Source organism: Halosimplex halobium, assembly GCF_051414055.1.
Classification (GTDB): Archaea; Halobacteriota; Halobacteria; order Halobacteriales; family Haloarculaceae; genus Halosimplex; species Halosimplex halobium.
On the sequence record NZ_JBLKNX010000016.1, the window covers coordinates 81,927 to 107,678 of the forward strand.

At 69.0% G+C, this 25,752-nt stretch carries 20 protein-coding genes; 9 read left to right on the top strand and 11 right to left on the bottom strand.

What is annotated here, in order from left to right:
• Positions 1-71: 71 nt before the first annotated feature.
• A complete protein-coding gene (locus ACMGFG_RS17040) occupies positions 72-518 on the bottom strand; it encodes an NUDIX hydrolase (protein ID WP_436931521.1) in 447 nt (148 codons plus the stop codon).
• Positions 519-741: 223 nt separating this feature from the next.
• On the opposite strand from ACMGFG_RS17040, the gene ACMGFG_RS17045 reads away from it, so the two are divergent.
• Together ACMGFG_RS17045 and ACMGFG_RS17050 are read left to right on the top strand one after the other, a co-directional pair.
• Positions 742-1,833 carry a Gfo/Idh/MocA family protein gene (locus ACMGFG_RS17045; protein ID WP_436931522.1) on the top strand — a complete coding sequence of 364 codons (1,092 nt, stop codon included), beginning with the start codon at positions 742-744 and terminating at the stop codon, positions 1,831-1,833.
• A 151-nt stretch (positions 1,834-1,984) separates the two neighbouring features.
• Entirely contained in the window at positions 1,985-2,776 is a 792-nt protein-coding gene (locus ACMGFG_RS17050; protein WP_436931523.1) for an IclR family transcriptional regulator, read from the top strand.
• A gap of 331 nt (positions 2,777-3,107) precedes the next feature.
• Here ACMGFG_RS17050 and ACMGFG_RS17055 read toward each other — a convergent pair whose 3' ends face one another.
• Positions 3,108-5,021: a glycoside hydrolase family 127 protein gene (locus tag ACMGFG_RS17055; protein WP_436931524.1), complete on the bottom strand. Its 1,914-nt coding sequence runs from the start codon at positions 5,019-5,021 to the stop codon at positions 3,108-3,110.
• Between the two features lie 89 nt (positions 5,022-5,110).
• Between ACMGFG_RS17055 and ACMGFG_RS17060 the strand changes: the two genes are divergently transcribed.
• A complete protein-coding gene (locus ACMGFG_RS17060; RefSeq protein ID WP_436931525.1) occupies positions 5,111-5,758 on the top strand; it encodes a TetR/AcrR family transcriptional regulator in 648 nt (215 codons plus the stop codon).
• A gap of 155 nt (positions 5,759-5,913) precedes the next feature.
• On the opposite strand, the gene ACMGFG_RS17065 is transcribed toward ACMGFG_RS17060, so the two are convergent.
• The 3 genes from ACMGFG_RS17065 to ACMGFG_RS17075 all read right to left on the bottom strand — a co-directional run bounded on the left by ACMGFG_RS17065 (position 5,914) and on the right by ACMGFG_RS17075 (position 9,383).
• Positions 5,914-7,407: an alpha-N-arabinofuranosidase gene (locus ACMGFG_RS17065; RefSeq protein ID WP_436931526.1), complete on the bottom strand. Its 1,494-nt coding sequence runs from the start codon at positions 7,405-7,407 to the stop codon at positions 5,914-5,916.
• A 157-nt stretch (positions 7,408-7,564) separates the two neighbouring features.
• On the bottom strand, positions 7,565-8,434 hold the full coding sequence (locus ACMGFG_RS17070) for a fumarylacetoacetate hydrolase family protein (protein WP_436931527.1): 870 nt from the start codon (positions 8,432-8,434) through the stop codon (positions 7,565-7,567).
• Between the two features lie 187 nt (positions 8,435-8,621).
• On the bottom strand, positions 8,622-9,383 hold the full coding sequence (locus ACMGFG_RS17075) for an IclR family transcriptional regulator (RefSeq protein ID WP_436931528.1): 762 nt from the start codon (positions 9,381-9,383) through the stop codon (positions 8,622-8,624).
• A gap of 121 nt (positions 9,384-9,504) precedes the next feature.
• Here ACMGFG_RS17075 and ACMGFG_RS17080 point away from each other — a divergent pair, with 121 nt between their 5' ends.
• A complete protein-coding gene (locus ACMGFG_RS17080) occupies positions 9,505-10,680 on the top strand; it encodes a mandelate racemase/muconate lactonizing enzyme family protein (protein WP_436931529.1) in 1,176 nt (391 codons plus the stop codon).
• 30 nt (positions 10,681-10,710) lie between these two features.
• On the opposite strand, the gene gfo6 is transcribed toward ACMGFG_RS17080, so the two are convergent.
• Positions 10,711-11,778 carry a D-xylose 1-dehydrogenase Gfo6 gene (gene gfo6 / locus ACMGFG_RS17085; protein WP_436931530.1) on the bottom strand — a complete coding sequence of 356 codons (1,068 nt, stop codon included), beginning with the start codon at positions 11,776-11,778 and terminating at the stop codon, positions 10,711-10,713.
• A gap of 690 nt (positions 11,779-12,468) precedes the next feature.
• Here gfo6 and ACMGFG_RS17090 point away from each other — a divergent pair.
• Positions 12,469-14,634 (top strand): ABC transporter substrate-binding protein, encoded by a 2,166-nt coding sequence (locus ACMGFG_RS17090; RefSeq protein ID WP_436931531.1) that lies wholly within the window; start codon positions 12,469-12,471, stop codon positions 14,632-14,634.
• A 443-nt stretch (positions 14,635-15,077) separates the two neighbouring features.
• On the opposite strand, the gene ACMGFG_RS17095 is transcribed toward ACMGFG_RS17090, so the two are convergent.
• Positions 15,078-15,698, bottom strand: coding sequence for a VOC family protein (locus tag ACMGFG_RS17095; RefSeq protein WP_436931532.1), 621 nt, complete (start codon positions 15,696-15,698; stop codon positions 15,078-15,080).
• Between the two features lie 96 nt (positions 15,699-15,794).
• Here ACMGFG_RS17095 and ACMGFG_RS17100 point away from each other — a divergent pair, with 96 nt between their 5' ends.
• Positions 15,795-17,030, top strand: coding sequence for an iron-containing alcohol dehydrogenase family protein (locus ACMGFG_RS17100; protein ID WP_436931533.1), 1,236 nt, complete (start codon positions 15,795-15,797; stop codon positions 17,028-17,030).
• 354 nt (positions 17,031-17,384) lie between these two features.
• On the opposite strand, the gene ACMGFG_RS17105 is transcribed toward ACMGFG_RS17100, so the two are convergent.
• Positions 17,385-18,140 carry a pirin family protein gene (locus tag ACMGFG_RS17105; protein WP_436931534.1) on the bottom strand — a complete coding sequence of 252 codons (756 nt, stop codon included), beginning with the start codon at positions 18,138-18,140 and terminating at the stop codon, positions 17,385-17,387.
• A gap of 631 nt (positions 18,141-18,771) precedes the next feature.
• Here ACMGFG_RS17105 and ACMGFG_RS17110 point away from each other — a divergent pair.
• Complete coding sequence (locus ACMGFG_RS17110; RefSeq protein WP_436931535.1) at positions 18,772-19,752, top strand: glycoside hydrolase family 5 protein; 981 nt, start codon at positions 18,772-18,774, stop codon at positions 19,750-19,752.
• Between the two features lie 92 nt (positions 19,753-19,844).
• The gene (locus tag ACMGFG_RS17115; RefSeq protein WP_436931536.1) at positions 19,845-20,714 is read left to right on the top strand and encodes an NAD-dependent epimerase/dehydratase family protein; all 870 of its coding nucleotides are present in this window, start codon (positions 19,845-19,847) and stop codon (positions 20,712-20,714) included.
• A 54-nt stretch (positions 20,715-20,768) separates the two neighbouring features.
• Here ACMGFG_RS17115 and ACMGFG_RS17120 read toward each other — a convergent pair whose 3' ends face one another.
• On the bottom strand, positions 20,769-23,294 hold the full coding sequence (locus ACMGFG_RS17120; RefSeq protein WP_436931537.1) for a hypothetical protein: 2,526 nt from the start codon (positions 23,292-23,294) through the stop codon (positions 20,769-20,771).
• 129 nt (positions 23,295-23,423) lie between these two features.
• Here ACMGFG_RS17120 and ACMGFG_RS17125 point away from each other — a divergent pair, with 129 nt between their 5' ends.
• Entirely contained in the window at positions 23,424-23,843 is a 420-nt protein-coding gene (locus ACMGFG_RS17125; RefSeq protein ID WP_436931538.1) for a hypothetical protein, read from the top strand.
• A gap of 15 nt (positions 23,844-23,858) precedes the next feature.
• Here the strand turns inward: ACMGFG_RS17125 and ACMGFG_RS17130 are convergent, their stop codons facing one another.
• Positions 23,859-24,923, bottom strand: a complete 1,065-nt coding sequence (locus ACMGFG_RS17130; protein ID WP_436931539.1) for a hypothetical protein — start codon at positions 24,921-24,923, stop codon at positions 23,859-23,861.
• Positions 24,924-25,010: 87 nt separating this feature from the next.
• Positions 25,011-25,691, bottom strand: a complete 681-nt coding sequence (locus ACMGFG_RS17135; protein ID WP_436931540.1) for a GNAT family N-acetyltransferase — start codon at positions 25,689-25,691, stop codon at positions 25,011-25,013.
• Between the last annotated feature and the right edge of the window lie 61 nt (positions 25,692-25,752).

The window sequence follows — 25,752 nt, forward strand, 5'->3', positions numbered from 1 at the left end:
GGCGCCCTCAAAACACTCCCGGAGCACCGGCCGGGACACGACCCGAACCGAGCCGGGTTGCCCCGGCCGGTTCACTCGCCGCCGGGGCCGTCGCTCTCCCCGGTCCACTCGGCGGCCCGGTGGTTCTCCACCGCGCGCTCGACGGCCTGTTCGAGGGACTTGAAGTGCATCTCCTCGACGGCGCCGTCGGGCGTGTACCAGCAGTAGTCGTCGTGGTCCTCGCCCAGCTGCACGTCGCGGCTGCGGGCCTGCACGCGGTACAGCACCGCGTACACCGGCTCGTCGCCGCTCCCCCAGATGTCGGTCACCGTCTTGACCGGCTCCTCGACGGTCGTGTGCAGTCCCACCCGCTCGTGGAGCGTCCGCCGGAGCGCCGCCTCGGGGTCGGCCTCGGCCTCGATCCGACCCCCCGGGAACGTCCACGGCCGCAACCCGCTCGTCACGAGCAACACGTCCCCGTCCGGGCCGAAGACGATCCCCCGCTGGGTCACGTGCCCCCTGAAGTACGACTCGCCCATGGTGGTGGGAATCCGGCCGTACCACCGTCAACGTTTCCCTCCCGTCACCGCCGCCGTCGGCCGGTTCGGCGTCGCCCGGCATCGGCGATCGGCCCGGGATATGTATACGAATTCTGTTTAGTATCCCGAATAGTTAGGAATCTTATCTGAATTCGGCGGTGCGGTCGCGGCGGCGCGGCCCGGTGACCAAAACCCATACGTCGGTCCGCTTGCAGGGTGGGCTATGGACGACGACGCCGCCCGCATGGACATCGGACTCGTCGGGCTCGGCGAGCACGGGGAGACACACGCGGAGTTCCTGGAGGAGCTGGGTCACACGGTCCACGCGGTGGACCTGGACCCGCGGGCGAAGGAGCGCTTCCGCGACCGCTACGACGCGACGATGTACGAGGGGCTGGACGAGCTGTACGCGGCCGGCATCGACGCGGCGATCATCTCGACGCCGAACAAGTTCCACGAGACGGCGGCGCTGAAGGCCTTCGACGCGGGGCTGGACGTGCTGATCGAGAAGCCGCTGGCCCACGACCTGGCCAGCGCCGAGCGGATCGTCGAGCGGGCCGACGAGACCGACAGCATCTGCATGTGCGGCTATTTCCACCGGTTTCGCAACCGCTGTCGGCTGGCGAAGGCCTACGCCGAGAGCGGCCGGCTGGGCGAGGTCACCCACATCGACGCCCGGTACATGCGCCGCCGGGGGGTCCCAGGGCTGGGGACGTGGTACACCTCCCGGGAGATCGCGGGTGGCGGCGCGCTCATCGACGTGGGGTCGTTCGTCGTCGACCTCGTGCTCGACTTCTACGGCTGGCCGGACCTGGAGAAGGTGGTCGCGACCACGCGCTCGGACTTCGGCGACCGCGAGGACTACGCCTACCTCGAGATGTGGGGCGAGGACGACGAGGCGAAGATGTACGACGTGGAGGACTCGGCGACCGCCTTCTGCGAGTTCGAGGGCGGCCGGACCGCACACCTGGAGGTCGCGTGGGCGGCCAACGCCCGCCGGCGCCACGAGTACAACATCCGCGGCACCGAGGCCGGCGTCTCCCTGGACATCACGACGCCGCTGGAGTCGGTCGACCCCTCCGACGGCCAGCACCGCGACTTCCGGCTGTACGAGGTCCGGTCCGACGTGGTCGACCACTACGTCGACAGCGAGCTGATCCCCCCGGCCAACGACCCGTTCCGCGAGGAGCTCGCGACCTTCCTCGCGGCCGTCGAGACCGGCGAGCCGCCCGACCGCTGCACCGCCGAGCAGGCGCTGGCCGTCCAGCGCGTCGTCGACCGCATCTACGAGGCCGCCGACCGCGACGGGATCTGACCGGGCCAGCGGCGACAGCCCCCGACCCGGCCGACGGCGGCTCCGACCGGGTCCGGTCGAGAGCGGCGCCGGCGGGACGCCCCGCGTCGGCGGACCGGGCGACGACGCGCCGGCGGGACACGGTTAAGTGTGGGCCGCGACAGTGAGGGACATGAGCGACGGTGACAGCCGAGGCGGGGACCGGATCGCCTCGGTCGGCACGGCCTTTCGGATCCTCGAAGCGGTGCGCGAACGCGACAGCGCGGGCGTGACCGAACTCGCCGAGGCCCTGGACCTCCCGAAGAGCACCGTCCATCACTACCTCGCCACACTGGCCGACGACGGGTATCTCCGCGCCGAGGACGGCCGCTATCGGCTCGGACTCGGGCTGTTCACGCTCGGCGCGACCGCGCGGACGGGCGAGCGGATCTACCACGTGGCCAAGCCGAACGTCGACCGGCTGGCGGAGACGACCGGCGAGCAGGCGCGCCTGGTCGTCGTCCACGACGGCCGCGCGATCACCCTCTACCAGGCGACCGGCGACGCGGTCGACGACCCGCCGACCTACGCCGGCACCGTCGAGGACCCCCACTGCACGGCCGCCGGGAAGGCCTACCTCGCGGAACTCCCCGAGGAGCGGCTCGACGAGTTCCTCGCGGACCACCGGCTCTCCCGGCGGACCTCCAACACGATCACCGACCCCGAGGAGTTGCGCGGGACCCTCTCGACCATCCGCGAGCGCGGCGTCGCCTTCGACGACGAGGAACGCGACGAGGGCGTCCGCTGTGTCGCCTCGGCGGTCTCTGACCGCTCGGGCGAACTGCTCGGTGCCATCAGCGTCTCCGCCCCCGTCGACCGCATGCCCGACGACCGGTTCCGCTCGGAGATCCCCTCCCAGCTCCGCAACGTCGTCGGCGTCGTCGAGTTCAACACCACTTACTCCGAGTGGTCGGACACGCTCTGAGTCCCCGGCTCGAGTCGGTTTCCGCTCGCCCCGCCCGCGGACCCCTTCCCCCACCTTTCTACGACCCCTAATTACCACATTCCAATATATGACATATTTAGAATGGTTTCGGGACCACCATCGATACGCTCTGTCGGTATGCAGAGAGAGGGAGAGAAGTGTGGCAGGCGGTCCGTGACGCATGGCCGTAGTACCGGGTGTGGAGACGGCATCCTACGGGGGAGTAGGAATGACTCAGTCTGACAGTGGTCGGTACGTGCCTGCCGACCTGAATTCGATCCGGGGGAATCTTAAACATATTCTAGAAAAAACTACATTTCGGGACAGGGGGTCAGCCCCGGCGGTGCCAGACCGCCATCGCGCCCGGGTCGCGGTTGTCCCAGGCGTAGTACGGCACCAGTTCGAGGTCGGTTTCTTCGCGCTCGGTCTCCTCGACGGAGCGATACAGTTCCCCGTCCCACCCGTCGCGGTCCGGGACCGTCGCGTCCGCTTCGAGGACGGTCACGCCGTCGAGCCGGTCCGCGTCGTGGCTCGCCTCGAGCGCCCCGGTCTCGTCGACGGCGTAGTGATGCAGCGGCCGCTCGTTGTCGACGGCCTCGGCGCAGTAGACCAGGGGGCCGCGCTCGACGGCCAGCCGGCCGGCGTCGGCCTCGACTTCGGGGTGGGCTGCGACGAACTCGGGCTCCTGCTCCAGCGTCACCTCGACCCGCTCGCCGTCCCAGTCGCGCTCCAGGCGGACGAACCCGGACCCGTCGTGGCCGACTTCCCCGCCGTCGACGGTGACCGTCGCGCCCGCGGCCCACTCGGGGATCCGGAGATTGACCGGAACGGCCCCGTCGGCCTCGATATCGAGCGTCACTTCGCCGTCCCACGGGAGCGCGCTCTCCTGGTCGAGGTCGACCGCGGTCCCGTCGACCGTCGTCGAGAGGTGGCTGCCGACGTACTGGGTGACGTACAGCTCGCCGCCGGCCGTCGAGTAGACGTACTGACCCAGCGAGGCGAACAGCCGGGCGGCGTTGGGCGGGCAGCAGGCGCAGGTGAACCAGCCGCTGCGGTGGTGGTCGCCGTCGCTCGCGAGGGGGTTGACGTAGAAGAACTCCTCGCCGTCCATCCCGACGCCGGCGAGGAAGCCGTTGTACAGCGTCCGCTCGACCAGGTCCGCGTAGGCGGGGTCGGGGTCGAGTTCGAACAGCCGCTGGGTCCAGAAGACGCTCCCGACGGCGGCGCAGGTCTCGGCGTAGGCCGACTCGTTGGGCAGGTCGTAGTCCTCGGTGAACCCCTCGTGTCGGTGGGCCGAGCCGATCCCGCCGGTGACGTACATCCGCTTCTCGGTCATGTTGGCCCACAGCCGGTCCAGCGCCGCGCGCAGCTCGTCGTCGTCGCGCTCGGCGAGCAGGTCGGCGACGCCGGCGTAGAGGTAGGTCGCCCGCACGGAGTGGCCCTCGACGGCCTCCTGCTCGCGGACGGGCGCCTGCGCCTGGGCGTACGTGCCGACGTACTCGCCCTCGTCGTCGAGCAGGAGGCTCCCACCGCCCTCGGCTGGGATCAGCGCCCCGTCGTCCCACGAGGCCCCGCCGATCTCGTCGGAGTGTTCGAGTTCCCACTGCAGGCGGTCGTCGTGGCCCCGGAGGTCGACGAAGTACTGAGCGAGGTCGAGATAGCGCTCCTCGTCCGTGACGCGGTAGAGCCGCACCAGTGCGAGTTCGATCCCCTCGTGGCCGGGGACGCCGTCGATCTCGTCGCCGAACGTGTCGTCGATGTGGTCGGCGAAGGCGACGGCCACGTCGAGCAGCGAGGTCTCGCCGGTGGCCTCGTGGTGGGCGACGGCCGCCTCGATCAGGTGGCCGGCGCAGTACAGCTCGTGCATGATGTTGAGGTTCGTCCACCGGTTGTCGGGCTCGACGAGCTGGAAGTAGGTGTTGATGTAGCCCGACCCCTCCTGGGCGCGGGCGACCAGGTCGATCACCTCGTCGACCCGCTCGCGCAGGTCGGGGTCGTCGGCCTTCGCGAGCTCGTAGCTCGCCGCCTCGAGCCACTTGTAGGCGTCCGAGTCCTGGAACCACATCCCCTGGAAGCCGCCGGATTTCCCGTCGATGACCCGGCGGAAGTTCTCCAGGGTCCCCGACTCCGCGAGTTGGTCGTACTGGTACTCGATGGTCACCTCGCGGTTGCGCTCGATCCACGGCGACCAGAACGCGTCGTCGATTGTCACCTCGTCGACGCCGACGGTGTACTGGCTGGGCATGAGAGTGCGGAGTGTCGCGCCAGCGGAACCATAACGCTACTGATCCCGAGTGCCAAAACATTATTCAATTAGGAGGCTGACTTGGCAGTATGAGTTTTGCGGAATCGGCCGACCAAACTCACGACGCCATCATGGGCGCGACCTACAGCGCGCTGTGCAAACACGGCTACGCCGATCTCACGATGCAGGACATCGCGGACGAGTTCGACAAGAGTCGGTCACTCCTCCACTATCACTACGACACGAAAGAGGAGTTACTCGTCGCGTTTCTCGACCAGGCTATCGGATGGCGGCGCGAACGCCTCCGGGACTCCGATACCGAGGACCCGCTCGCGCGTCTCGTGGAGTTCGTCGACCGGTTCGTCATCGAACCGGGCGAGGAACAGCGCGAAACGTTCGCGCTCGCGATCACCGAACTGCGGGTTCGGGCCGCCCACAACGACGAGTTCCGCGAGAAACTCTCGGCTCGCTACGACGAGAACGTCGCGACGATCGCCGCGATCGTCGTCGACTGCGTCGACTCGGGCATCTTCCGACAGGTCAACCCCTACAAGACGGCTCACATCATGTACACGTCACTCGTCGGTGCCCGAACGGTGCAAGTTACCTTCGGCGTCGAACGTGCCACGTTCCGAATGCGCGAAGGGATCGCTCGGTGGATCGATCAGGACCTGCTCGCCGTCGACCGCGAGGTCGGCGAGTATCAGGGCGGCGACTTCAGCAAGCGACGGAACTGACGCCGCCACAGTAAGACACGGTACGACCACCTTAGATTCCGCTCTCCGGCCCGATCTTAGCGTAGTTACAGCCGCTCGACGATCTTCTCCCCAGTCCCGATGCGGAAGATCAGAGATCCGAACCGCCGGCTCCAACCACCGGTTCCAACCGCCGGTTACTCGACGGAGATGCCGGCGACCGTGCCCGGTTCGAGTTCCGCAGTGACGGTACCGTCGCCGTCGACGCTCACGTCGAGGTCGTCGGCGGCGAAGGCGTCGGCGTTGTCGGCGTCGACGACCATGTCCGGCTCCTGGCCCTCGAAGAGGACCGAGGCGTCCACGTCGTCGCCCGTCGCGTCCTCGACGGTGAACTCGACGGTGTGGGCCGCGCGGGTGTCGAGGTTCGTCGCGGTGACGTACACCTCGCCGTCGTCGACGGAGGCCGACGCCCCGACCAGCGGGAGTTCGTCGTCGCCGACCTCGCGGGTCGGCGTCTCGACGGACGTGGTGACGGCCTCGTTGCCCTTGTGGGGGGCGTAGAGGTCGTAGACGCGGTAGGTCGGCCGCTTGAAGGCGTCGTCGCCGTCGGTCTCGACGAGACACTGGAGCACGTTGACCGTCTGGGCGATGTTGGACATCGTCATCACGTCGGCGTGGTCGTTGAAGATGTCCAGCACCGCGGCGGCCGACAGCGCGTCCAGGACGGTTCCTGGCTGTTCGAGGCCGGTCCCGGGGTCGGCCTCGGTGTGCCAGGCGCCCCACTCGTCGACGATGACGCCCACGTTTCGAGTCGACGCCGTCGCCTCGATGGTTCCGGCGATGCGCTCGACGTGGTCGTCGAGCGCGAGCGCGCCCGTGAGGAACTCGTCGTAGTCCTCGGCGTCACCGTCGAGGATCGACATCGTCCGCCCGTAGTAGTGATGGAGCGTCAGGTGGTCCATCTGCATGTCGGACAGCCAGATGCCGTCGGTCATGTCTTCCATGAACCGGCGGTTCCACTCGTGGTTCGAGAAGCCACAGCCGATGAGTTCGAGGTCCTCGTCGAGCAGCTGGCCGTCCATCGACCCGATGTAGGTGGCGAACTGACGGTACTCGCCGGCGTACTGTTCGGGGCCCATGTTGCCGCCGCAGCCCCAGTTCTCGTTGCCGATGCCCCAGTAGCGCACGCCGTACGGGTCCTCGTGCCCGTTGGCGCGCCGACGGTCGGCGAGTTCGGTGTCGCCGTCGTAGTTGCAGTACTCGACCCAGTTGGCGGCCTCCCCCGGATCGCCGGAGCCGACGTTCACGGCCAGGTAGGGTTCGGCTCCGATCCGCTCACAGAGCTGCAGGAATTCGTCGGTGCCGAACCGGTTGGACTCCTCGGGGATCATCTCCCGGCCCTGGCCCCAGAAGAGGTTGCGCCGGCGGGGGCGGTCCGCGACGGAGCCGACCCCGTCCTCCCAGTGGTAGTCGTCGGCGAAACAGCCGCCCGGCCAGCGCAGCACGGGCATCTCCAGCTCGTCGAGCAGCGCCACCACGTCCTCGCGGAAGCCGTCCTCGTCGACGGAGTCGTCCGTGTAGATGCCGTCGTAGATGCACCGGCCGAGGTGTTCGGCGAAGTGGCCGTGGAGTTCGGGTTCGACCCGGTCGATACCTGCCTCTGTGTGGACCGTAACGCGGGCGTTTGCCATGCAGTCGTATGGTATCCGATAGCGGTATCATAAAACGATCGGTCGGCGGGACCGCCGGGACGGCCGCGCCGCCCGGCGATGGGTCTCCGTTCGGTGATGCGCCTCCCCCGTGTCGACGGGTCCCCGTTCGGGCCAGCGGATGAATCCCGCCGCTCGCCTACAGCTGTTCGACGGTGTTGGTGAGGACGCCGATGTCCTCGATCTCGATGCGGATCACGTCGTCCTCCTCGAGGGACACGTCGTCCGGGACCATGATCGACGTGCCGGTCAGCAGGACGCTCGCCTCGGGGACCTCGTTGTAGCGGGTGTAGTAGTCGACCAGTTCCTCGCAGCTCCGGACCAGCTCGGCGGTCGAGGTCCCCTCCGCGAAGACCGTCTCGCCGTCGCGCTCGATCGACATGTGCATCTCCAGGTCGAGCGGGTCGCCGACCGTCTCCCCCGTGGCGATGCAGGGGCCGATGGCGCAGCTCTTGGCGTAGATCTTGCTCTGGGGCAGATAGAGGAGGTTCTCCCGCTCGATCGAGCGGCTGCACATGTCGTTGCCGACGGTGAACCCGACGATCTCCTCGCCGTAGAGGACGATCGTCATCTCGGGCTCGGGGGCGTCCCAGTCGGAGTCGCCGCGGATCCCGACGCGGTCGTTCGGGCCGACGGTCCGACTGGGGGTCGCCTTGAAGTACACCTCCGGGCGGTCGCCCTCGTAGGCCTCCAGGTAGGACTCGGCGAGCCCGCCCTCCTCCTGGCGGGCCTCCTGGCTGATGGAGTAGGTGACGCCGGCGGCCCACACCTCGTCGGGGTCCAGCGGCCGGACGAGGTGCTCTTCGACCGCGGCGAGTTCGACCGTCGGCGCCTCGTCGACGAGCCCCCGCGCCACGTCGTCGACGGTCCGGTCGGTCAGCGACGCCGCCGACGCGAGGTCGAAAAACGACGTCGGCCCCGCCTCCGTCTCCGAGAGGTCGTACGCTGCCGAGTCGTCTTCCGCGATCAGCGATATGGATCCGCCTCGCTCGCTGCGGTAGTAACGCATACAGCCCCATGGTGAGTTCGCCAGTATAAACTTTGCTATCGAATCGGTTTCATGTCCGGTCGACCGTCGTCGTCGGGTCGATGCCGCGGGGCCGAACGGAGGCCGCCGGCGGCCGACCGGACATCTGTCGTCCGGCAATTCCGGACGGCTGTGTGCCACCCTCACACGCAGTGTCGTCGGCGACCGCTCAGGCGTGCTGGAGGTTGACCTCGATGATGTTCGCGGTACTGAGCACCTCGGAGGGGATCTCCTCCTCGAAGCGCTGGCCGTTCATCCGGCTCTTCGGGGCGGAGACGCTGACGCCGCCGACGACGCCGTTCTCGGTCGTGATGGGGGCGGCGACGCAACGGACCCCGTCGACGCGCTCCTCGTTGTCGACGGCGTAGCCGCGCTCGCGGATCTCCGTCAGTTCCGTCTCCAGCTCCTCGCGGTCGGTGATCGTCTCGGCGGTCACCGGTTCGAGCCCGTGTTCCTCGACGATGGCGTCCCGTTTCTCCCGGGGGAGCTCCGAGAGGATGGCCTTGCCCATCGCCGTCGTGTGCAGGTCGACCTCCATCCCCTCGTAGGTGTCGAGGTGCACCGACTGCGAGCCCTTGACCTTGTAGAGGAAGACCCCGCGGCCGTTCTCCTCGACCATCAGGTTGGCGTGCTCGCCGGTGTCGCTCGCCAGCTGGCGGACCTCCGCCTCCGCCACCTGAAACAACTCCGACTGCGCGCGTGCGCGACCCCCGAGGTTGAGAAAGCGGACGCTGACGCGGAACTCCCGGCCGTCCTTGACGAGGTAGCCCGCGTCGGTCAGCGTCTTCAGGTGGTCGTGGACCGTGCTCCGGGGCTTCTCGAACTGCTCGACGACCTCCGGGAGCGTCGCGCCGCCCATCGCGTGGACCGCCTCGACGACGTCGAGGCTCGTCGCGGTCGATTTGATGGGCGGGTCGCGTTCGGCGTGCATACCAGACACACGGGGCCGCCCCCTCATTAATCGTCCGGCATCGTCGGACGCCGTCGCGGCCGGAGACGTTCGGCCCGGACCGGCAATTTTAAGTGAATTCTCGGGCGCTACTCGACTGAGCATGTCAGACGTGGAAATCACCGGCGTCGAGACGTACCTGGTAGCCAACCCGTGGAAGCCCTGGGTGTTCGTCCAGCTGGAGACGGACGCGGGCGTGACGGGGCTGGCCGAGGCGACGACACACGACAAGCCCCGCACCGTCGCGGCGGCCATCGAGGAGATGTCCGACTTCTTCATCGGCCGTGACCCGTTCGACACGGAGTCGCTCTGGCTGGAGATGTACCGCGACGAGTGGTTCTCGAAGAACGTCATCAACACGACGGTCGTCTCGGCGGTCGACATGGCCTGCTGGGACATCAAGGGGAAGGTGCTCGACCAGCCCGTCTACGACCTGCTGGGCGGTCCGGTCCACGGCAAGGAACTGCGCGCCTACGCTAACGGCTGGTACACCGACGCCGACGGCGAGCCGGAGGGGTTCGCCCGCGCCGCCGAGCGCGTCGTCGACGACGGCTACGACGCGATGAAGTTCGACCCCTTCGGGACGGCCTGGCAGTCGATGACCACCGAGGAGAAGAACCACGCCGTCGACATCGTCGGCGCCGTCCGCGAGGCCGTCGGCCCGGACGTGGAACTCCTGATCGAGTGTCACGGCCGCTTCTCGGCCGCCCAGGCCGTCGACATCGCGAAGAAGCTCGACCAGTTCGACCCGGCGTGGTACGAGGAGCCGTGCCCGCCGGACTCGATCAACAGCCTCGCCGAGGTCGCCCGGAAGTCGCCCATCCCGGTCGTCACCGGCGAGCGCCACATGACCAAGTACGACTTCTTCGAGCTGGTCACCCGCACCGACATCGACGTGTTCCAGCCCGACCTGATGAACACCGGCGGCATCACCGAGGGCAAGAAGATCGCCGGCCTCGCCGAGGCCGACCACGTCGACATCGCGCCGCACAACCCCCAGGGACCGGTCGCCGGTGCCATCTACTCGCATTTCTGTACCTCTATCCCGAACTTCCGCATCCAGGAGATGTTCCAGACCTACGACGAGCCGTGGGTCGACGAGCTCCTGAAGGACCCGCTGGAGGTCGAGGACGGCTACGTCCAGGTCCCCGAGGGCCCGGGCTACGGGGTCGAACTCGACATGGACGTGGTCCGCGAACACGAGTACACCGAGGACGCGGTCCACACGATCGACCTCTGGGAGGAGGACTGGGAGAAGCGCGCCGACGAACTGCGGTGACCGCCCGATAGAAACGACGAGCGGCTCTTTTTATTCGACGTCGACCGTTTCGCCGGCTTCGGCCGCCTCGTGGATGGCGGCGATCGCCTTCATGTCCACGAGCCCGTGTTCGCCGTCGGCGTACAGGGGCTCGTCGGCGAGCACCCGCTGGGCGAAGTACTCGAACTCCTCGGCCATCTGGTCGACCCCCTCGGTGTCGAACGCGACGGTGTCGCCGTCGCGTGCGACTGTCAGCTGCGTCTCCATGTGGAACGCGGGTTCGAGTTCGACGCGGCCCTCGGTGCCGACGACCTCCAGCCGGGTGTGGTCGGCGCCGTGCTGGGAGGATGAACAGGCGGCGTGGGTCCCGTCGTCGAAGACGACCGAGAACGTCGCCACCTGGTCGGGGACCTCGTCGAACGCCGCGTGGGTCGAATCCATCGTCGACGTGACGCGGACGGGGTCGGCGTCGAGGAGGAACCGGGCGGTGTTGAGCGGGTAGATCCCCAGGTCCATCACGGAGGTTCCGTATCCGGTCAGGTCGGGGTTCAGCCGCCACTGGTCGGGGTCGTCGATCATCTCCAGGAGCGGCTGGGAGTTCTCGCCGTGGACGAGGACGGGCTCGCCGATGGCGCCGTCGCGGATCAGTTCCCGTGCCCGGCGGACGGCCGGTTCGGTGTGCATCCGGTAGGCGACCATCAGCGGCACGTCGGCCTCCTCGCAGGCGTCGACGAGGCGCCCGGCCCGCTCGACGGTCGCCTCCATGGGCTTCTCGCAGAGGACGGCCTTCCCGTGGCCCGCCGCGGCCTCGACGTGTTCGAGGTGGGTCGCGTTCGGCGTGCAGACGTAGACGGCGTCGTAGGCGTCGGCAGCCTCGCCGTCGGCGAACTCGTCGTAGGTGAGCCCGTGTTCGACGGACTCGTACTCCGCGCGCACGCGGTCGGTCTTCTCCGTCGAACTGCTGACGACGGTCGTCGTCACGCAGCTCCCGGTCGATTCGATGGCGGGCAGGACGAACTCGGTCGTCCACCACCCGATGCCGACGAGCGCGAACCGGAGGCGCCCGTCCGTAGCCGTTCGCCAGTCTCTCGGCTCGTCGTCGAAGAGCGAACTCGACATGACGTGCGTGCATGACCCGCGAACCGATATAATTGTGTCCCTCACCGTTCGACCGCGTCGATTCACCCGCCATCCGTCGCGACACGTTTGTCCGATACTATCGGACACACTGCGGCTCGGCTCCGCGGCACGACGTTTCGATTACACCGGTATGACTGTAATCCCGTATCACACGGGGTCGGGCGTGTGATCCCGCACGTTCCCGGTTCGAGCCTGACGACCGCCGCCACCGGTGACGTGTCGTCTTCGTCGGTGGCGACCCCGTCGGTCGCGGGACACACCTGTTGAGGTCCCTCCGGAACGGCCGGAGATCGGGCGTTTAATCCATGTGACGACTGATCCGGTTATTCCGGACACCAGTCCACGTAGACGACGGATCACCGGAGCACCGACGACTCGCCAGCCGTTTTATCTTTTGAAACAGATTGCGGTGCAGCTGGTGGGATCACGCCGTGGCTACACGCTTAGATTACAGGTATACGAACGGAAGGGGATCGGCGTGGTCCCGTCGCTACACTCGCGTACGGTCCTCCTGGGCTGGATCGGCGCGCCCGGTCCCTGGCGTGTGTTTCACAGTCTGAAATTGGCGCCGTTTCGTCGGGCGGTCGGCGCGCCGGGCGGTCGGCCAGGTCTGTCCCAGGTACGGTCGCGTGCAAAAGTTTATATACTATCCGGGGAACGGTGGATAGTATGCGGGACAGTACCAACCTGCGTGACCAGCTGTCACGTCGGCAGTACGCACAGTTGCTGGCCGGAATGGGCGCGGTGGGCCTGGCAGGGTGTCCGTCGGGGAGCGGCGACGACTCGACGGACGAGCCGACCGACGCGGACGACTCGGCGGCGACACCGACGGCCACGCCGGCCGAGGGGACGGAGCAGCCGGCCGACACCGAGACGGAGACGGACAGTCCGACCCCCCTGGGCGACCCGGTGACCGAGGAGATCCGGGTCTTCCAGGCCAACTCGCCGAGCGTGTTCGACGCGAACGTCTGGGCGCCCCAGGACAACACGACGGGGGTCGCGTTCATGACCGACCTCCAGGCGGTCCAGAACGTCCACACGCGCCGGATGGCCTACAGCGGATTGGAGATCGAGACGCCGTGGAAGCCCCGGACCGACAGCGTCTCGGTCATGACCTGGTACAGCGGCTACGAGGTCGACGCCCCCTACGACGTCTACGAGAGCCACGACGACCGCGCGACCTACTGGAACGGGGACCCGCTCGACGCGGAAGCCCGGGAGACGCACTTCCACGTCGACTACTTCCAGGCTGGCAACAAGTTCACCGAGGACACCGCCTTCACCCAGGAGGCGGCCAGCCAGTGGGAGTACCACTGGTGGAACCCCGACGGGAGCGACGGCCTGCCGGACAACCCGCAGGCGAGACACGTCCTCGCGTCGCAGGCGGCGCCCAACGACGGCGACATGCCGATCCACCCCGACTTCACGCAGCCGTATCTCGAACGCTATCGGGACGCCGGCAGTACGGACCAGGTCTCTTCGGTGACCGACGAACTGGTGAGCGACCGGATCTCGCTGCAGCAGCTCATGGAGAACGGGTGGGGGAGCGGTCCCTACGAGCTACGCTCCGAGGACGACATCGGGTCGGCGGAGCTCACGTTGCGCCTGCGCGACGAGGCCGCCGCCAGCGCGGGCGACACGGAGACCGCTCACCCCAACGCCGCCAACACGAACGTCCCGCAGCTGACGATCAAGTGGGGAGACGGCAACCGCCGCCAGACGCTGGCTGGCAACGGCGCGCTCGACCTCAACGGCAACATCGTCGCGCCGAACGGCCTCTACTCGCGGGAGATGCTGCCCGACCACATGCAGGAGCTGACCCGGTGGCTGCGCTCGACGGGCGGCGACAAGTGGCGGCTCAACTGGAACAACCCGCACCTCCAGAACCTCTGGGTCCGCCGGGCGCTGGTCGCCGCGGTCGACTGGAACGCGGTCGGGGCCAACGGCTGGGGCCCGGAACGGTCGGTCTCCATCGAGAACCACACCTACATGCTCGACGCCCAGTCGCAGTCGGTGTTCTCCGGCGAGTTCCTCGACAGCCTCCACGCGTGGCCGATGGAGTCCGACACCGAGGCGGCCGCCGAGTACCTCCGCCGGGGCGGCTACAGCAAGCAGGGTGGCCAGTGGGTCGACCCCAACGGTAACGCCGCCGAGATCGACATCATCTTCCCCTCCGCGATCGCCGACTACGCCGGTGCCGCCCAGACGATCCGGGCGAACCTCTCGAACATCGGGTTCGGCGTCAACTTCTCCAGCCAGGGGTGGTCGACCTGGTCGAACAACCTCAAGGCGTCGAACGGTCTCAACTACGACTCCTCGATCTTCTGGCACGGCTACGGCGAGCCGTTCGGCTACTACAACTCCAGCCCCGGCTGGGTCTCCGGCACCCTCGTGATGGGCAAGGCCGACGCCCCGTCCCAGCGGGTCGACCCCGACACCGAGATGGACGCCCAGGGCAAACCCCTCCAGGTGGAGATCCCCTCGGAGGTCGGCTCGATCGAGGCCCCCGACGAGGCGGGGATCAACCCCGATCTGTCCGACGGCGAGGAGATCGACCTCGCCAGCATCGTCCACGAGATCCGCGAGCCGGGCAAGTCCGAGGAAGCGGTCCAGGAGCTGTACCGCAAGTGCGCCCGCTACTACAACTACTACCTCCCGCACTTCGTGTTCCACCAGTACAACTGGGGCGCCTGGGGCAACGTCCGGGACTTCGAGTGGCCCGACCCCGGCCACCGCGGCCTCGACTACGAGCGCGGCTTCGGCATCAGTACCGCCCTGATCCTCGGCGGCCTCGTCGAGGCCAGCTACGACACCGACTACCAGCCGCCGGAGTGACCCCGCCGAGCCGTCCGCCCCGTCCGGCGTCACCCCGCTGACACTCCTCCGGGCCCGACCTCGCTGGACGCCCGGATCGTCACCCGGACCCGACCGCCCGCCGCCCCCGCGGGGCCGGGTCCCGAACCGCTCCTTGTCCTCGCCGTCTATTGATGATTTCGGTTCGATAGGTGTGACGAAATGATCGACTCCAAATAAAACGCCGGGAGAAACCGTCGATGGATAGATCCGATGAATTTCTCATACTAAACGCTCCTTCCGGGTATTTCTCTCCGAATCAGTGATAGACCGGTCGAACCGATATTCGAGCTAGACTGGCGATTCAAGCGGTTGCTGTCCAGTTTATCCGATCTCCCGTATCTCCGGGGTGCGAGATAGTAACGGATTCAGAATATACTTCTATAACTGTCATATACGGAACGCCGGCCGGACAGGCAGTCGGATCAGCCGCCGTAGTCGCGGCCGGCGGCGGCGTTTGGGATGTCGCGCTCCTCGGCGTCGATGCCGAGGTCGTCGAGGGCGGCGCGCATGTGTTTCGAGGCGACGAACTCGGCGCCGTCGTCGACGCGGCGGGCGTGGGCGCGGGCGAGCACCTCGCCGCGGCGGTCGTCGGGGATCGCGAACTTGTCGGCGACGAGTTCGACGGTGAGGCCGTTGTTGTCCTCGGTGTACAGCGCGTGGAAGGCGCCCCGGTCGTACTCGTCGACGGGGTAGCCCGCCTCGCGGAGCCCCTCGCGGATCTCGCCGACCCGGCGGTGGTCGATCCGGTAGGCGACGTGGTGGACGTCGCCGCGGTCGGGCTCGTGGTCGTCGGTCGACGCCCGGTCCTCGGAGACGAAGGCGGTGAGCAGGCGGCCGTCGCCGGTGTCGAAGTAGAGGTGGGTCAGTTCGCTCCGATCGAGGTTGGGCTGGCGGAGCACCAGCGCCATCCCGAGGATGTCGCGGTAGAACTCGACAGTGTCTTCGACGCTGGTCCCCTCGATCGTGATGTGGTCGGTGCCCTCGACGCCGACGACGCTGTCGGGTCGCTCGGCGTCCACGGGCGGGTCTGACGGGTCTGACACGATGGCCGAGACTACGGGTGGGCGCGAATATACCTTGCGACCACCGGCCGTCGGCGGCCCGGTGGACTTTTCCCCGGATCGACCGAATTCGAAGGTATGAATCCCGACGGCGACGACTCCCGGCGACGGTTCGCGTTCGACTACGACCCCGGCGAACTCCGGTGTCGCCGGGGTGCGGTCGCGGACCTGGACGAGTTGCTCGCCGCCCGCGACTGCGACGACGCGCTCGTGGTCACCGGCTCGAACGTCGGCGCCAACCGCGACGTGATGGACCCGGTCGAGGCGGGCCTGGGCGACCGCCTCGCCGGCGTCTTCGACGAGACGACGCCCGAAAAGTACCTGCGGACGGGTCTGGACGCAGCCGAGCGCGTCCGCGAGGCGGGTATCGACGCCGTCGTCGCGGTCGGGAGCGGCAGCAGCCTCGACGTGGCGAAGGTCGCCAGCGCCCTGTCGACCCACGACGACCTCCGGGCCGCCGCCGAGGGCGCGCTCGACTCCGGCGAGGTGGCCGTCGCCGACGAGCGGGAATCGGTACCGGTCGTCGCCGTCCCGACGACGCTGGCGGGCGCGGATCTGTCGGTCATCGCGGGCGTGAGCCTCTCGCTGGACCCCGAGGGCGTCCCCGACGACGAGATCCCCAGCGGCTCGGTCGGCGACCGCCGGCTGATGCCGACGGCACTGGTCTACGACCCCGCGCTGTTCGAGACGACGCCGAAGGGCGTGCTCTGCGCCTCCGCGATGAACGGCTTCGACAAGGCCGTCGAGTGTCTCTACTCGCCGCATCGCACCCCCGTCACCGACGGCACGGCGATGCGTGCGCTCTCACTCGTGCGTTCGGGCTTCGAGACGCTGCCGGAGGAGGACATGGACGAGGAGAAGCTCTACGAGGCGGTCGCGGGCGTCGTCCTCGCGCAGTACGGCATCTCGACGCCCGACGTGTATCGGGCTTCGGTCATCCACGCCTTCGGCCACGGCTTCTCTCACGACTACGACGCCCACCAGGGCACCGTTCACGGCATCCTCGCGCCCCACGTCCTCCGGTACGTCTTCGACGAGGTCCACGGCCGCCGGGAGTTGCTCGCCGAAGCGTTCGGCGTCGCCGACGAGGGTGCGACCGACGAGGAACTCGCCGACGCCGTCGTCGACGCGGTCGCCGCCGTCAGCGACGACCTGGAACTACCCGACCGACTCCGGGAGGTCGACGGTCTCTCGCGGGACGACTTCCCGGCCATCGCCGCCGCGATCCGCGACGACGGCCTGATGGACGCCGCGCCCGAGGGGTTCGACCCCACGACCGAGGACATCGAGGCCGTCCTCGACGAAGCCTGGTGAATGGAACGAAGCCTAGTGAATGGAATGCGGTTGGCGCGCGCTGGAGCGCGCGTTCATGCGCGCGACCGTAGCCGCGCGAGGGATGAGAAGCGCAGCTTGCGAGCATCGCAATCGGCTGGGGAGGTGTGAGGCCCGTTGCGGTGCTGTGCGGCGCGGTCCTGGCGGACTGAAAGGGCGAGGCGCGCTCGCGCGTATTTTAGTCGTCTGAGCGGGCACTATCCGAAGCGGCCGCAGGCCGCGAGGATATCCCGCTCAGCGACCGCGAGCGCGCCGAGGGCTTTCAGCGCTCGCCGTCGAGAGCGATCACGGTCACTCCTAGCGAGCGCGCCGACGGATTTCACTTGACCCCGTCGACTATTCCACGAAGGGGCCGCGCTGGACGATGGGCTCGCCGTGCGGCGCTCCGGCGATAGCGGCCAGCCGAACCCCCTCTTCACTCTCGACAGCCACTCTCGTCCCCTCGTCGATCCCCTCCAGCACCGCGAAGTCCTCGGTGCCGAACACCTCCCCGTCAACCATCCCCGACCCATCGACCCCGTAGAGGAAGCCCGACCAGCCCGCTGGCGGGTCCCAGCTCCACGACCCCTCGACGGCCACGTCGCGGTAGGTCACGTCGGTCGCCAGCTCGACCGGCGAGCCGTCGCCGACGACGGTCGTCACGGTCGCGTCCCCGACCTCGGCAGTCGGCAACTCGTCGCCGGGCACGTCCTGGAACGCCGGGTCGGCGTCCTTCCGGTCGCGGGGGAGGTTTACCCACAGCTGGAGCCCGTTGCAGGGCGCGTCGTCCGCTGGGAGTTCCGAGTGGCGGATGCCGCTCCCCGTCGTGATCCGCATCGCGTCGCCCGGGTAGGCGGTGTGCGATTCGCCCAGCGAGTCGTCGTGGACCATCCCGCCTTCCAGCATGTACGAGACGATCTCGAACCCGCGGTGGGGATGGGTATCGAAGCCCTGGTCCGCGGCGATGAAGAAGCGCTCGAAGACGACGAACGGGTCGAGATGGTCCCGGACCGGCGTCGGCATCACCCGATTGCCGCGCATCCCGCCCGGGTGCGTGATGTCCTCCGCGCTCTGCACCTCGACGCCACCGTCCGTGTTCTCGTCCGTGGCCATTTACCGTTTGGTAAGGATCGAGTGAACTAATACTCGGCGGTCGACGATGGGGAGATATTTATATTTGACTTTTTATCATATTCGAGTACGATAGATTTTCCTTCATATTTACGGCGTGCCGCGTCTGTGCGAGTTGAGTAGTGGTTTCGAGTTGGGTCTTCGTGGAAGAAACGAGGGTGACCGCAACCGACAGCGAGCGGTGAACGCCCTCGCCGCGCTCGCGGTCGCTGAGACGGGATATCCGCGCTCTCCGCACCGCCCGCCCGGATAGTGCCCGCTCAGGCGACTGCACAAGCGCGAGCGCGCCTCGCCCTTTCAGTCCGTCAGGACTGCACCGCGACCGCTCGCAGACAGCCACACACCTGCCCAGCCGATTGCGCTCCGCGCGCCTGCGGCGTGCGGTGCTCATCCCTCGCGCGACTGTTTCGAGCGGCCCGCCAGGAGGCGGGCACGCTCGACAGCACGCGCCAACCGCACCGCAACCGTTCACTGCCACAGCCGTCACCTGTGTCTCTCATTCTCGCAGAATCATATTGGATATAGTTTTATTATGTAATTATTATGTATCTTCGAACGGGCGCGAACTTCCGGGAGTCGCGCACTTAACTCGGACGCGGCCCGGCAGGGGACCATGGACGTGAACGCGAGTTCCCTGCCGCGGTGGCGCGGGTTCAACCTCCAGGCGAAGTTCATGGCGGACGACGAGGAGTGCTTCCGCGAGGCGGACTTCGAGTGGATGGCCGAGTGGGGCTTCGACTTCGCCAGACTGCCGATGGACTACCGCTGCTGGACGGGCGAGGACTGGCGCGACTTCGACGACGACGCGCTCGAAGAGATCGACGAGGCGGTCGAGTACGGGCGGAAACACGGCGTCCACGTGCAACTCAACTTCCACCGCGGCCCGGGATTCACCGTCGCCGACCCGCCCGAGGAGACCGACCTGTGGACCGACGCCGAGACCCAGGAGGTGTTCGCCGAACACTGGCGACGGTTCGCCGAGCGCTACGAGGGGATCACCAGCGAAGAGTTGAGCTTCGACCTGATCAACGAGCCCGCCGAGACCAGCCACGGCGCCTACGCCGACGTGGTCCGCGACACCGTCGAAGCGATCCACGAGGTCGACCCCGAGCGACTCGTGGTGGCCGACGGGATGCGCTACGGCCGGGAACCCGTCTTCGAACTCGCCGACGTGGACTGCACCCAGTCGACCCGCGGGTACGACCCGTTCCCGCTCACCCACCACGAGGCCGAGTGGACCGACGTGAACCTCGACGAGCCCCCGACCTGGCCCTACGTCGACGACGGGGGGAAGGTCCACGATCGGGAGTGGCTGCGGGCGACCCGGATCGCCCAGTGGGAGCGGCTGGAGTCGATGGATGTCGGCGTCCACGTCGGCGAGTGGGGGGTCTACAACCACACGCCCCACGACGTTGCGCTCTCGTGGATGGAGGACGTTCTCTCGCTGTGGGAGGCGGCCGGCTGGGGCTGGGCGCTGTGGAACTTCCGCGGCCCCTTCGGCGTCCTCGACAGCGAGCGGACGGACGTCGACTACGAGGACTGGCACGGCCACGACCTCGACCGGGAGATGCTGGAACTGCTCCGGGAGTACTGACGGGCCGACCGGCGTCCGGCGGCGCCGGAGCGACTCCCGGTCCGGATTTCCCCCGCCGGTAGCTATTTTCGCCGGTCCGCCGATCCCCGTCCATGAGCATCGACCGCGTGGCCGTGACCGGCGGCAACGGGAAGATCGGCGAGGCGATCCTCCGGGAGTTCGCCGACGCCGGCTACGGGACCGTCGACCTCTCCCGCGGGAAGCGTCGCGAAGAAGTGGCCGACAGCTACCGCACCACCGACCTGCTGGACGCCGGCGAGACCTACGGCTCGCTCGCCGCGAGCGACGCCGACGCCGTCGTCCACATGGGCACGATCCCCTCGCCCGTGCGCCACCCCGAGCACGTCACCTTCGAGAGCAACGCGATGTCGGCCTACCACGTCCTCGAAGCCGCGGCGGAACTCGGCCTGGAAGCCGTCGTCCTCCCCTCCAGCATCAACGTCATGGGCGCCGACTACCAGGACGCCCCGACGGACGTGCGCTATCTCCCCGTCGACGAGGACCACCCGCTCACCCCGCGGGACCCCTACGCGCTCGGCAAACGCACCACCGAAGTCCTCGGGGACGGCTTCGGCCGGCGCCCGGACGCGCCGCGGATCGCCTCGCTCCGGTACCCGTGGGTGCCGAGCGGCGAGCAGATCCGCGAACAGTTCGTCGGAACCGACCGCTCGCTGGACGCCGTCCGTGCGAGCGGCCGCTCGACGCTGTTCTCCTATCTCCACGTCGCCGACGCGGCCGCGATCGCCCGCCGCGCCGTCGAAGCCGATTTCGACGGCCACGAGGCGTTCTGGGCCGTCGCCGCCGACACGAACGTCGACGCGCCGTCCGAGCGGGTCGCCGCCGAGTGTTACCCCGACGCCCAGGTCCGCGGCTCGCTCGACGGCCGCGAGTCGCTCATCTCGACGACGAAGGCCCGCGAGGTGCTCGGCTGGGAACCCGAACACAGCTGGCGGGACCACTGAGTCGCCGCGGGAAGGAGCCGGAAAGGTCGAACCGCGGCCGGTGGTTACCGTTCGTTACTGGTCAGCGGCGGCCGCGGCGGTTCCGGACTCGCTACCGGAGTCGCTCGAACCGCCGCCGGAGCCGCTCGCGGACCCCCCGGCGGAGCCGCTCCCGGAACTCCCGTCAGAGTCGCCACCGGAGTCGTCACCGCCGACGATGCCGCCCTCGTCGCCCTCGCCGGCGCCGTCGGTCGCGTTCGTCGACTCGACGACCTCGACGGGGACGGTGATCGTCCCGGGGACGCTGTAGGGGATCCCGTCCTCGTCGACGACCCAGTCGACGCGGAAGGCGACGGTGTTGTTGCCGGTCGCGACCGTCTCGTCGCCGAAGCGGTCGGTCCCGATCTCGAGGGTTCCGACCTCGACGTCGCCGCTGGGCGTGTTCGCCTCGAAGGCAGTCGCCTCGGTGGTCGCCTCGCCGCTGCCGAACCCGGCGCCCATGGAGATCTGCGAGGCGTTGACCCGCAGGTTCAGGCGCGGGCGGACCGCGGGCTCGCCCGTGCGGTTGGCCGACAGCGAGAGCGCGCTGATGCCGTTGTCGACCTCGGTGAGCGTGATGTTCGCCGCGGCCGACCCGTCGACGGGGACGGTCAGTGAACTCCGGTTGAGCGAGACGCCGACCTCGCGGCCGGCGTCCTGCGCGACGACCACGCGGCCGGTGGCGACGGCCCCGGCCTCGCGGGTGTCGGGGCTCGCGACGGTGACCTCGTAGAGGCCGGCGTCGAACGCGGCGGCCGAGACGTTCAGCCGGATCTCCTCGACGTCGCCGACCTCGATGCGGGCGACCTCGCGGCCGTCGACCGTCTCGACGCCGTCGAAGCCGTCGACGGTCCCGAAGGCCTCCCGCAGTTCCTCGGCCGAGACGGGCTCGCCGTTCGCGTCCGTCGCCGAGGCGTGGAGGACGAAGTCCGTCCGTTCGGAGGAGTACAGCGACATCGAGACGCCGTCCTCGCCGGCGGCGGCGTCGACGAACGTCCGGTTGGTCTCCAGGTGGAAGAAGTCCTGGCTCGCCAGCTCGAACGCGGCGGCCTCGCGGTCGCCGGTCTCGACGACCCGGCCGTCGTCGAGGGCGACCGGCTCGCCGTCGGCGTTCCGGAGGACGTACTCGCCGGCGGGCAGCGTCGCCGACTCGAGGATCACCTCGTCGTCCTCGAAGGCGAGCCGGCGGACGACGTGGGGCTCGAACTCGTCGTACTCGGCGGGCAGACGCACCAGCTCGTAGGTCTCGCCGACGGCGGTCGCGTCGGCGAACCGGAGGTTCTGCCCGCGGTAGACCGTCTCGTTGGAGGTCGGGCCGGTGTCGGCCTCGAACGTGTACTCGGCGTCACCGCGCCGCGGCACGTCGACGGTCGCCGTGGTCACCGAGTAGTTCCCGGTGAGTAGGTTCGTGACGCCGGCCAGCGTGACGCTGTCCGCGCCGACGTGGGTCGCGGTCGGCGAACCGTCGAACTCGGTCGACTCGACGAACTGCTGGGTGCCGTCCGCGCCGACGCCGCGGAGGCGCAGGGTCGTCGCGTTGACGCCCGCGAATTCGCCCCGTTCGACCAGCAGAACGCCGTCGTCGCGTGGCGCGACCGTCTGGACGGTCGAGCGGGCGTCGGCGCCGTAGACGCGGCTCCAGCGGGTGACCCCGTCGTCGTCGAGGCGGCTGACCCAGGCGTTAGAGCTGACTCCGCTACCGAAGGTGGTCTGGGTTCCGGCCAACAGGACGCCGCCGTCGTCGGTCGGGACCGCGCCGACGACGCGCTGGTCGACGCTCCCGCGGACCGTCCGGTTGAGTTCGACCGCGCCGGAGGGGCTGGTCTTCAGCACCCACGGGTTCGAGTAGCCGGTCGTCCCCGCGACGAGGAAGCCGTCCTCGGTCGTCCGGAGTGTCGTCGGCTCGGCGCTGATACCGTAGGTCTCCGTCCAGATGGCGTCGCCGCCGGTCAGCTCGGCCAGTCGGACGCCCTCGCCGTCGGGCAGCGCGTGGACCACGGCGACGCCCTGGTCGGTCGCCCGCAGCGTCTCGCCGCCGGACCCGACCGCCGCGGAGAGGCTCGCGTTGAGCTCGTACCGCCAGGTCAGGTCACCGTCCGCGGTGAGGTGGACGACCTCGGTGGTCGTCTCCGGCGGGTACGACTCGATCTGCGTCGGTCGCGTCGAGACGAGCGCGTACACGTCGCCGTCCGGGCCGACCGCGACCTCGGCGATCTGGGTGGTCGCGTTCTCCGTCGAGAACGTCCGCTCCCAGACGGTGCGGTCGTCCTCGACGCGCACGACCGAGCCGTTCACCGTCTGCGGGGTGGCACGGACGCTGTAGTTCTCCGGCAGCACGACGCCGCCGGCGACGGTTCCGTCCTCGGTCTCCTCGATCGCCGTCGGGACGATGTCGCCGTAGGGACTGTTCGACTGTGCGTCGGCCGCGGCCGCGGCGGATCCGTCCGCGGCCTCGGCCGGACTGGAGGGCCCCGCGGCGGCCGCACCGGCCGGCACCACCGCGGCGAGGGTGCCGACGACCATCAGTGCGGCCAGCCAGCAGGCCGTCTGTTCGCGAGACATGTACAGGGTCCGACTCACGGACGGACGGAGTAGGTTCCGCTTGCTCAAAGAGCGGTTTCAGTGTCACTCGGTGGCACGGTCGCGCGGTCGCGCCCGGAATTTATGTCGCAGAGGGCCCTACGCTCGGGCGTGACCGAGGACTACGCACCCTCCGACGTGCCGGTCTACGAGAGCCCGGCCGCGCGGGACGCGGCCTACGAGACCGCCGAGCGCGAGGGGAGCCCCTTCTTCGCGGTCGAGCGCTACGAGGAGGGCTACACCGTCACGTACGACCTGCTCCCCGCCGGCAAGGAACTCGCCAGGCCCGCGCGCAAGGAGCTCGACGAGCGGCTCACCCGCGAGATCGAGGCGCTGGTCGGCGACCCCGACGTGCCGGTCCGCGAGGTGAGCAAGAGCATTGGGGTCTCGCTCGGGAGCGTCTCGCTGTTCGACCGCGAGGCGACCGCCCGCGAGATCGCCGCCGTCGCCGCCCGGACCGCCCTCGACGAGTCCAACTGGGTCGAGGCCTCCGAACCGACCCCCGCCGACACCGAGTTCCGTCAGAACTGACCTCGACCGCCCGTCTCAGACGCTCTCGCCGAGCACGTCCTCGGCCCAGGCCGCGGGCACGACGAGCAACTGGCGGTCGGTCGCCAGGTCGTCGCTCGTCGCGAAGACGACGCCGTCGCCGCTCTCGACGGCCATCGGTCCGCCCGCCGCGTCGTCCCAGTGGTCGGTGACCTCGTCGGGGACCGTCAGTACCCGGTCGTCGTCGACGGTCGTGGTCGCGACGTAGTCGACACCGTCGCCGCCCTGAACCGGGTCGAACCGCTCGGAGACGACGACGCTCCCGTCGTCGCGGACGCCCCAGTGGGCCTCCTCGCCGAGCGAGAGAAAGCCCCGGTTGAACGCCTGCTGGGGGACCGGCACCTCGTTGCTGTGCTCGTCGTACGCCGCCTCGCCCAGCCGGTCGTACGTAACCGCCTCGTCCGGCCCGGCGTCCGCCGCCGTCTCCGTGGCTTCTTCCCCGGTCCCGGCGTCAGCCGTCCCGCCCGCGCCGGTATCGGTCGCTCCGGCGTCGGCCGGTTCGGTGTCTCCGCCCCCCTCGCTGTCTTCGGGTGCCTCGGTGTCCGCCCCGTCGGCGGTCCCACCGGCTGCGCCCCCGCCGACTCCGGTTCCGTTTCCCTCGCCGGTGTCGACCCCCGCCCGGTCGCCGTCCGCGGCGTCCTCGATGTCCGGTCCGGTGTCGACGACCTCCGAGGCCGCGTCGCCGCCGGCGCGGTCACCCTCGTCGCTCGACGACCCGACATCCCCGATGTCCGGGGCGGTGTCGACCACGTCCGACTGGTCGATGTCGATCGGTTCGCCGTCCGGTCCGCGACGGGCGCGGCGCTGGGCGGCGGCCACCGCCAGCAGCGCACCGCCGACGACCAGCCGGCCGAGTCCGCGGGCGCGCTCGCCGGCACGTAACGACCGGACTCCCCGGAGGACCGCCGCGCCGCCGAGGACGCCCGCGAGCGTCCCCGACTTCGCGTGCGTGCCGATCCGCGAGCGGAGTCCGGACGCTCCGCCGTCGCTCTCGCTGGGTTCCCCCGGCTGCGCGCTGTCCTCGTCCGCGATACTGCCGTGGCTGGCGTCTCCCCGACTCATGGGTCCCCCTTGGAGTCTCGGACGTAAATCCGTCCGGTCGGTTCGGGGGATCGGTCTCCGGATCGGAACTGCGAGAGTGCCGACGCCTCAATCGGACGCCGCCGGACCCGGGCCGGACCCCGCGGTCGGGCCGGCCCCGTTTCCGGGCTCGGCAGCCCCGTTCCGGACGACCGGCGGGTGACAGAAGGGGGGCGTCGCCTCGGTATCGAGCGGCCGGCGCATCCGGACGGCGCCCAGCCCCCCGCCGGCGACCGACGGTTCGGACTCCGTCTCGAAGCCCAGTTCGTCGTAGACGTGCCGCGCGGCGCGGTTGTCGGGCTCGACGACGAGCACGAGCGCGTCGCGGTCGGCGACGGCCGCCGTCGCGACGACGTGTTTGCTCACCTCCGTGCCGATGCCGCGGTCCTGGTAGTCCTGGTGGACGAAGACGGCGAACTCCGGCTCGGCCGCGTCGGTCGGCGTGTACAGCGCGTGGCCGACCGGCCCCTCGTCGCCCTCGACGACGAAGTTACAGCCGTCGTCGAGGCAGTCGTCGATCCAGTCCTCCAGCCGCGGGCGGTGGCGCGGCGGCACCCCCTGGGCCTGTTCCCCCGGCGCGAAGTCGTCGTACATCGCGACGAGCGCCTCGCGGTCCTCGCCCGTCGCGGGGCGGACCACCCACGCCTCGCCCGTCCGGTCGACGAACCGCGGGCACCGCGGCGGGCAGTGGGCCGACCCCTCGCACTCCGTCGGCGCCCAGTACGTGCACGTCCCGTCGGCGTCGGTCATAGACGAACGTCGCGTCCCTATCGGGTTAAGAAGGGGACCGCGCTCTCAGTCGCTGGGAACG

Excerpts from the sequence above, each read along its gene's own strand:
- ACMGFG_RS17040 (WP_436931521.1), bottom strand. The coding sequence starts at position 518 with ATGGGCGAGTCGTACTTCAGGGGGCACGTGACCCAGCGGGGGATCGTC.
- ACMGFG_RS17045 (WP_436931522.1), top strand. The coding sequence starts at position 742 with ATGGACGACGACGCCGCCCGCATGGACATCGGACTCGTCGGGCTCGGC.
- ACMGFG_RS17050 (WP_436931523.1), top strand. The coding sequence starts at position 1,985 with ATGAGCGACGGTGACAGCCGAGGCGGGGACCGGATCGCCTCGGTCGGC.
- ACMGFG_RS17055 (WP_436931524.1), bottom strand. The coding sequence starts at position 5,021 with ATGCCCAGCCAGTACACCGTCGGCGTCGACGAGGTGACAATCGACGAC.
- ACMGFG_RS17060 (WP_436931525.1), top strand. The coding sequence starts at position 5,111 with ATGAGTTTTGCGGAATCGGCCGACCAAACTCACGACGCCATCATGGGC.
- ACMGFG_RS17065 (WP_436931526.1), bottom strand. The coding sequence starts at position 7,407 with ATGGCAAACGCCCGCGTTACGGTCCACACAGAGGCAGGTATCGACCGG.
- ACMGFG_RS17070 (WP_436931527.1), bottom strand. The coding sequence starts at position 8,434 with ATGCGTTACTACCGCAGCGAGCGAGGCGGATCCATATCGCTGATCGCG.
- ACMGFG_RS17075 (WP_436931528.1), bottom strand. The coding sequence starts at position 9,383 with ATGCACGCCGAACGCGACCCGCCCATCAAATCGACCGCGACGAGCCTC.
- ACMGFG_RS17080 (WP_436931529.1), top strand. The coding sequence starts at position 9,505 with ATGTCAGACGTGGAAATCACCGGCGTCGAGACGTACCTGGTAGCCAAC.
- gfo6 (WP_436931530.1), bottom strand. The coding sequence starts at position 11,778 with ATGTCGAGTTCGCTCTTCGACGACGAGCCGAGAGACTGGCGAACGGCT.
- ACMGFG_RS17090 (WP_436931531.1), top strand. The coding sequence starts at position 12,469 with ATGCGGGACAGTACCAACCTGCGTGACCAGCTGTCACGTCGGCAGTAC.
- ACMGFG_RS17100 (WP_436931533.1), top strand. The coding sequence starts at position 15,795 with ATGAATCCCGACGGCGACGACTCCCGGCGACGGTTCGCGTTCGACTAC.
- ACMGFG_RS17105 (WP_436931534.1), bottom strand. The coding sequence starts at position 18,140 with ATGGCCACGGACGAGAACACGGACGGTGGCGTCGAGGTGCAGAGCGCG.
- ACMGFG_RS17110 (WP_436931535.1), top strand. The coding sequence starts at position 18,772 with ATGGACGTGAACGCGAGTTCCCTGCCGCGGTGGCGCGGGTTCAACCTC.
- ACMGFG_RS17115 (WP_436931536.1), top strand. The coding sequence starts at position 19,845 with ATGAGCATCGACCGCGTGGCCGTGACCGGCGGCAACGGGAAGATCGGC.
- ACMGFG_RS17120 (WP_436931537.1), bottom strand. The coding sequence starts at position 23,294 with ATGTCTCGCGAACAGACGGCCTGCTGGCTGGCCGCACTGATGGTCGTC.
- ACMGFG_RS17130 (WP_436931539.1), bottom strand. The coding sequence starts at position 24,923 with ATGAGTCGGGGAGACGCCAGCCACGGCAGTATCGCGGACGAGGACAGC.
- ACMGFG_RS17135 (WP_436931540.1), bottom strand. The coding sequence starts at position 25,691 with ATGACCGACGCCGACGGGACGTGCACGTACTGGGCGCCGACGGAGTGC.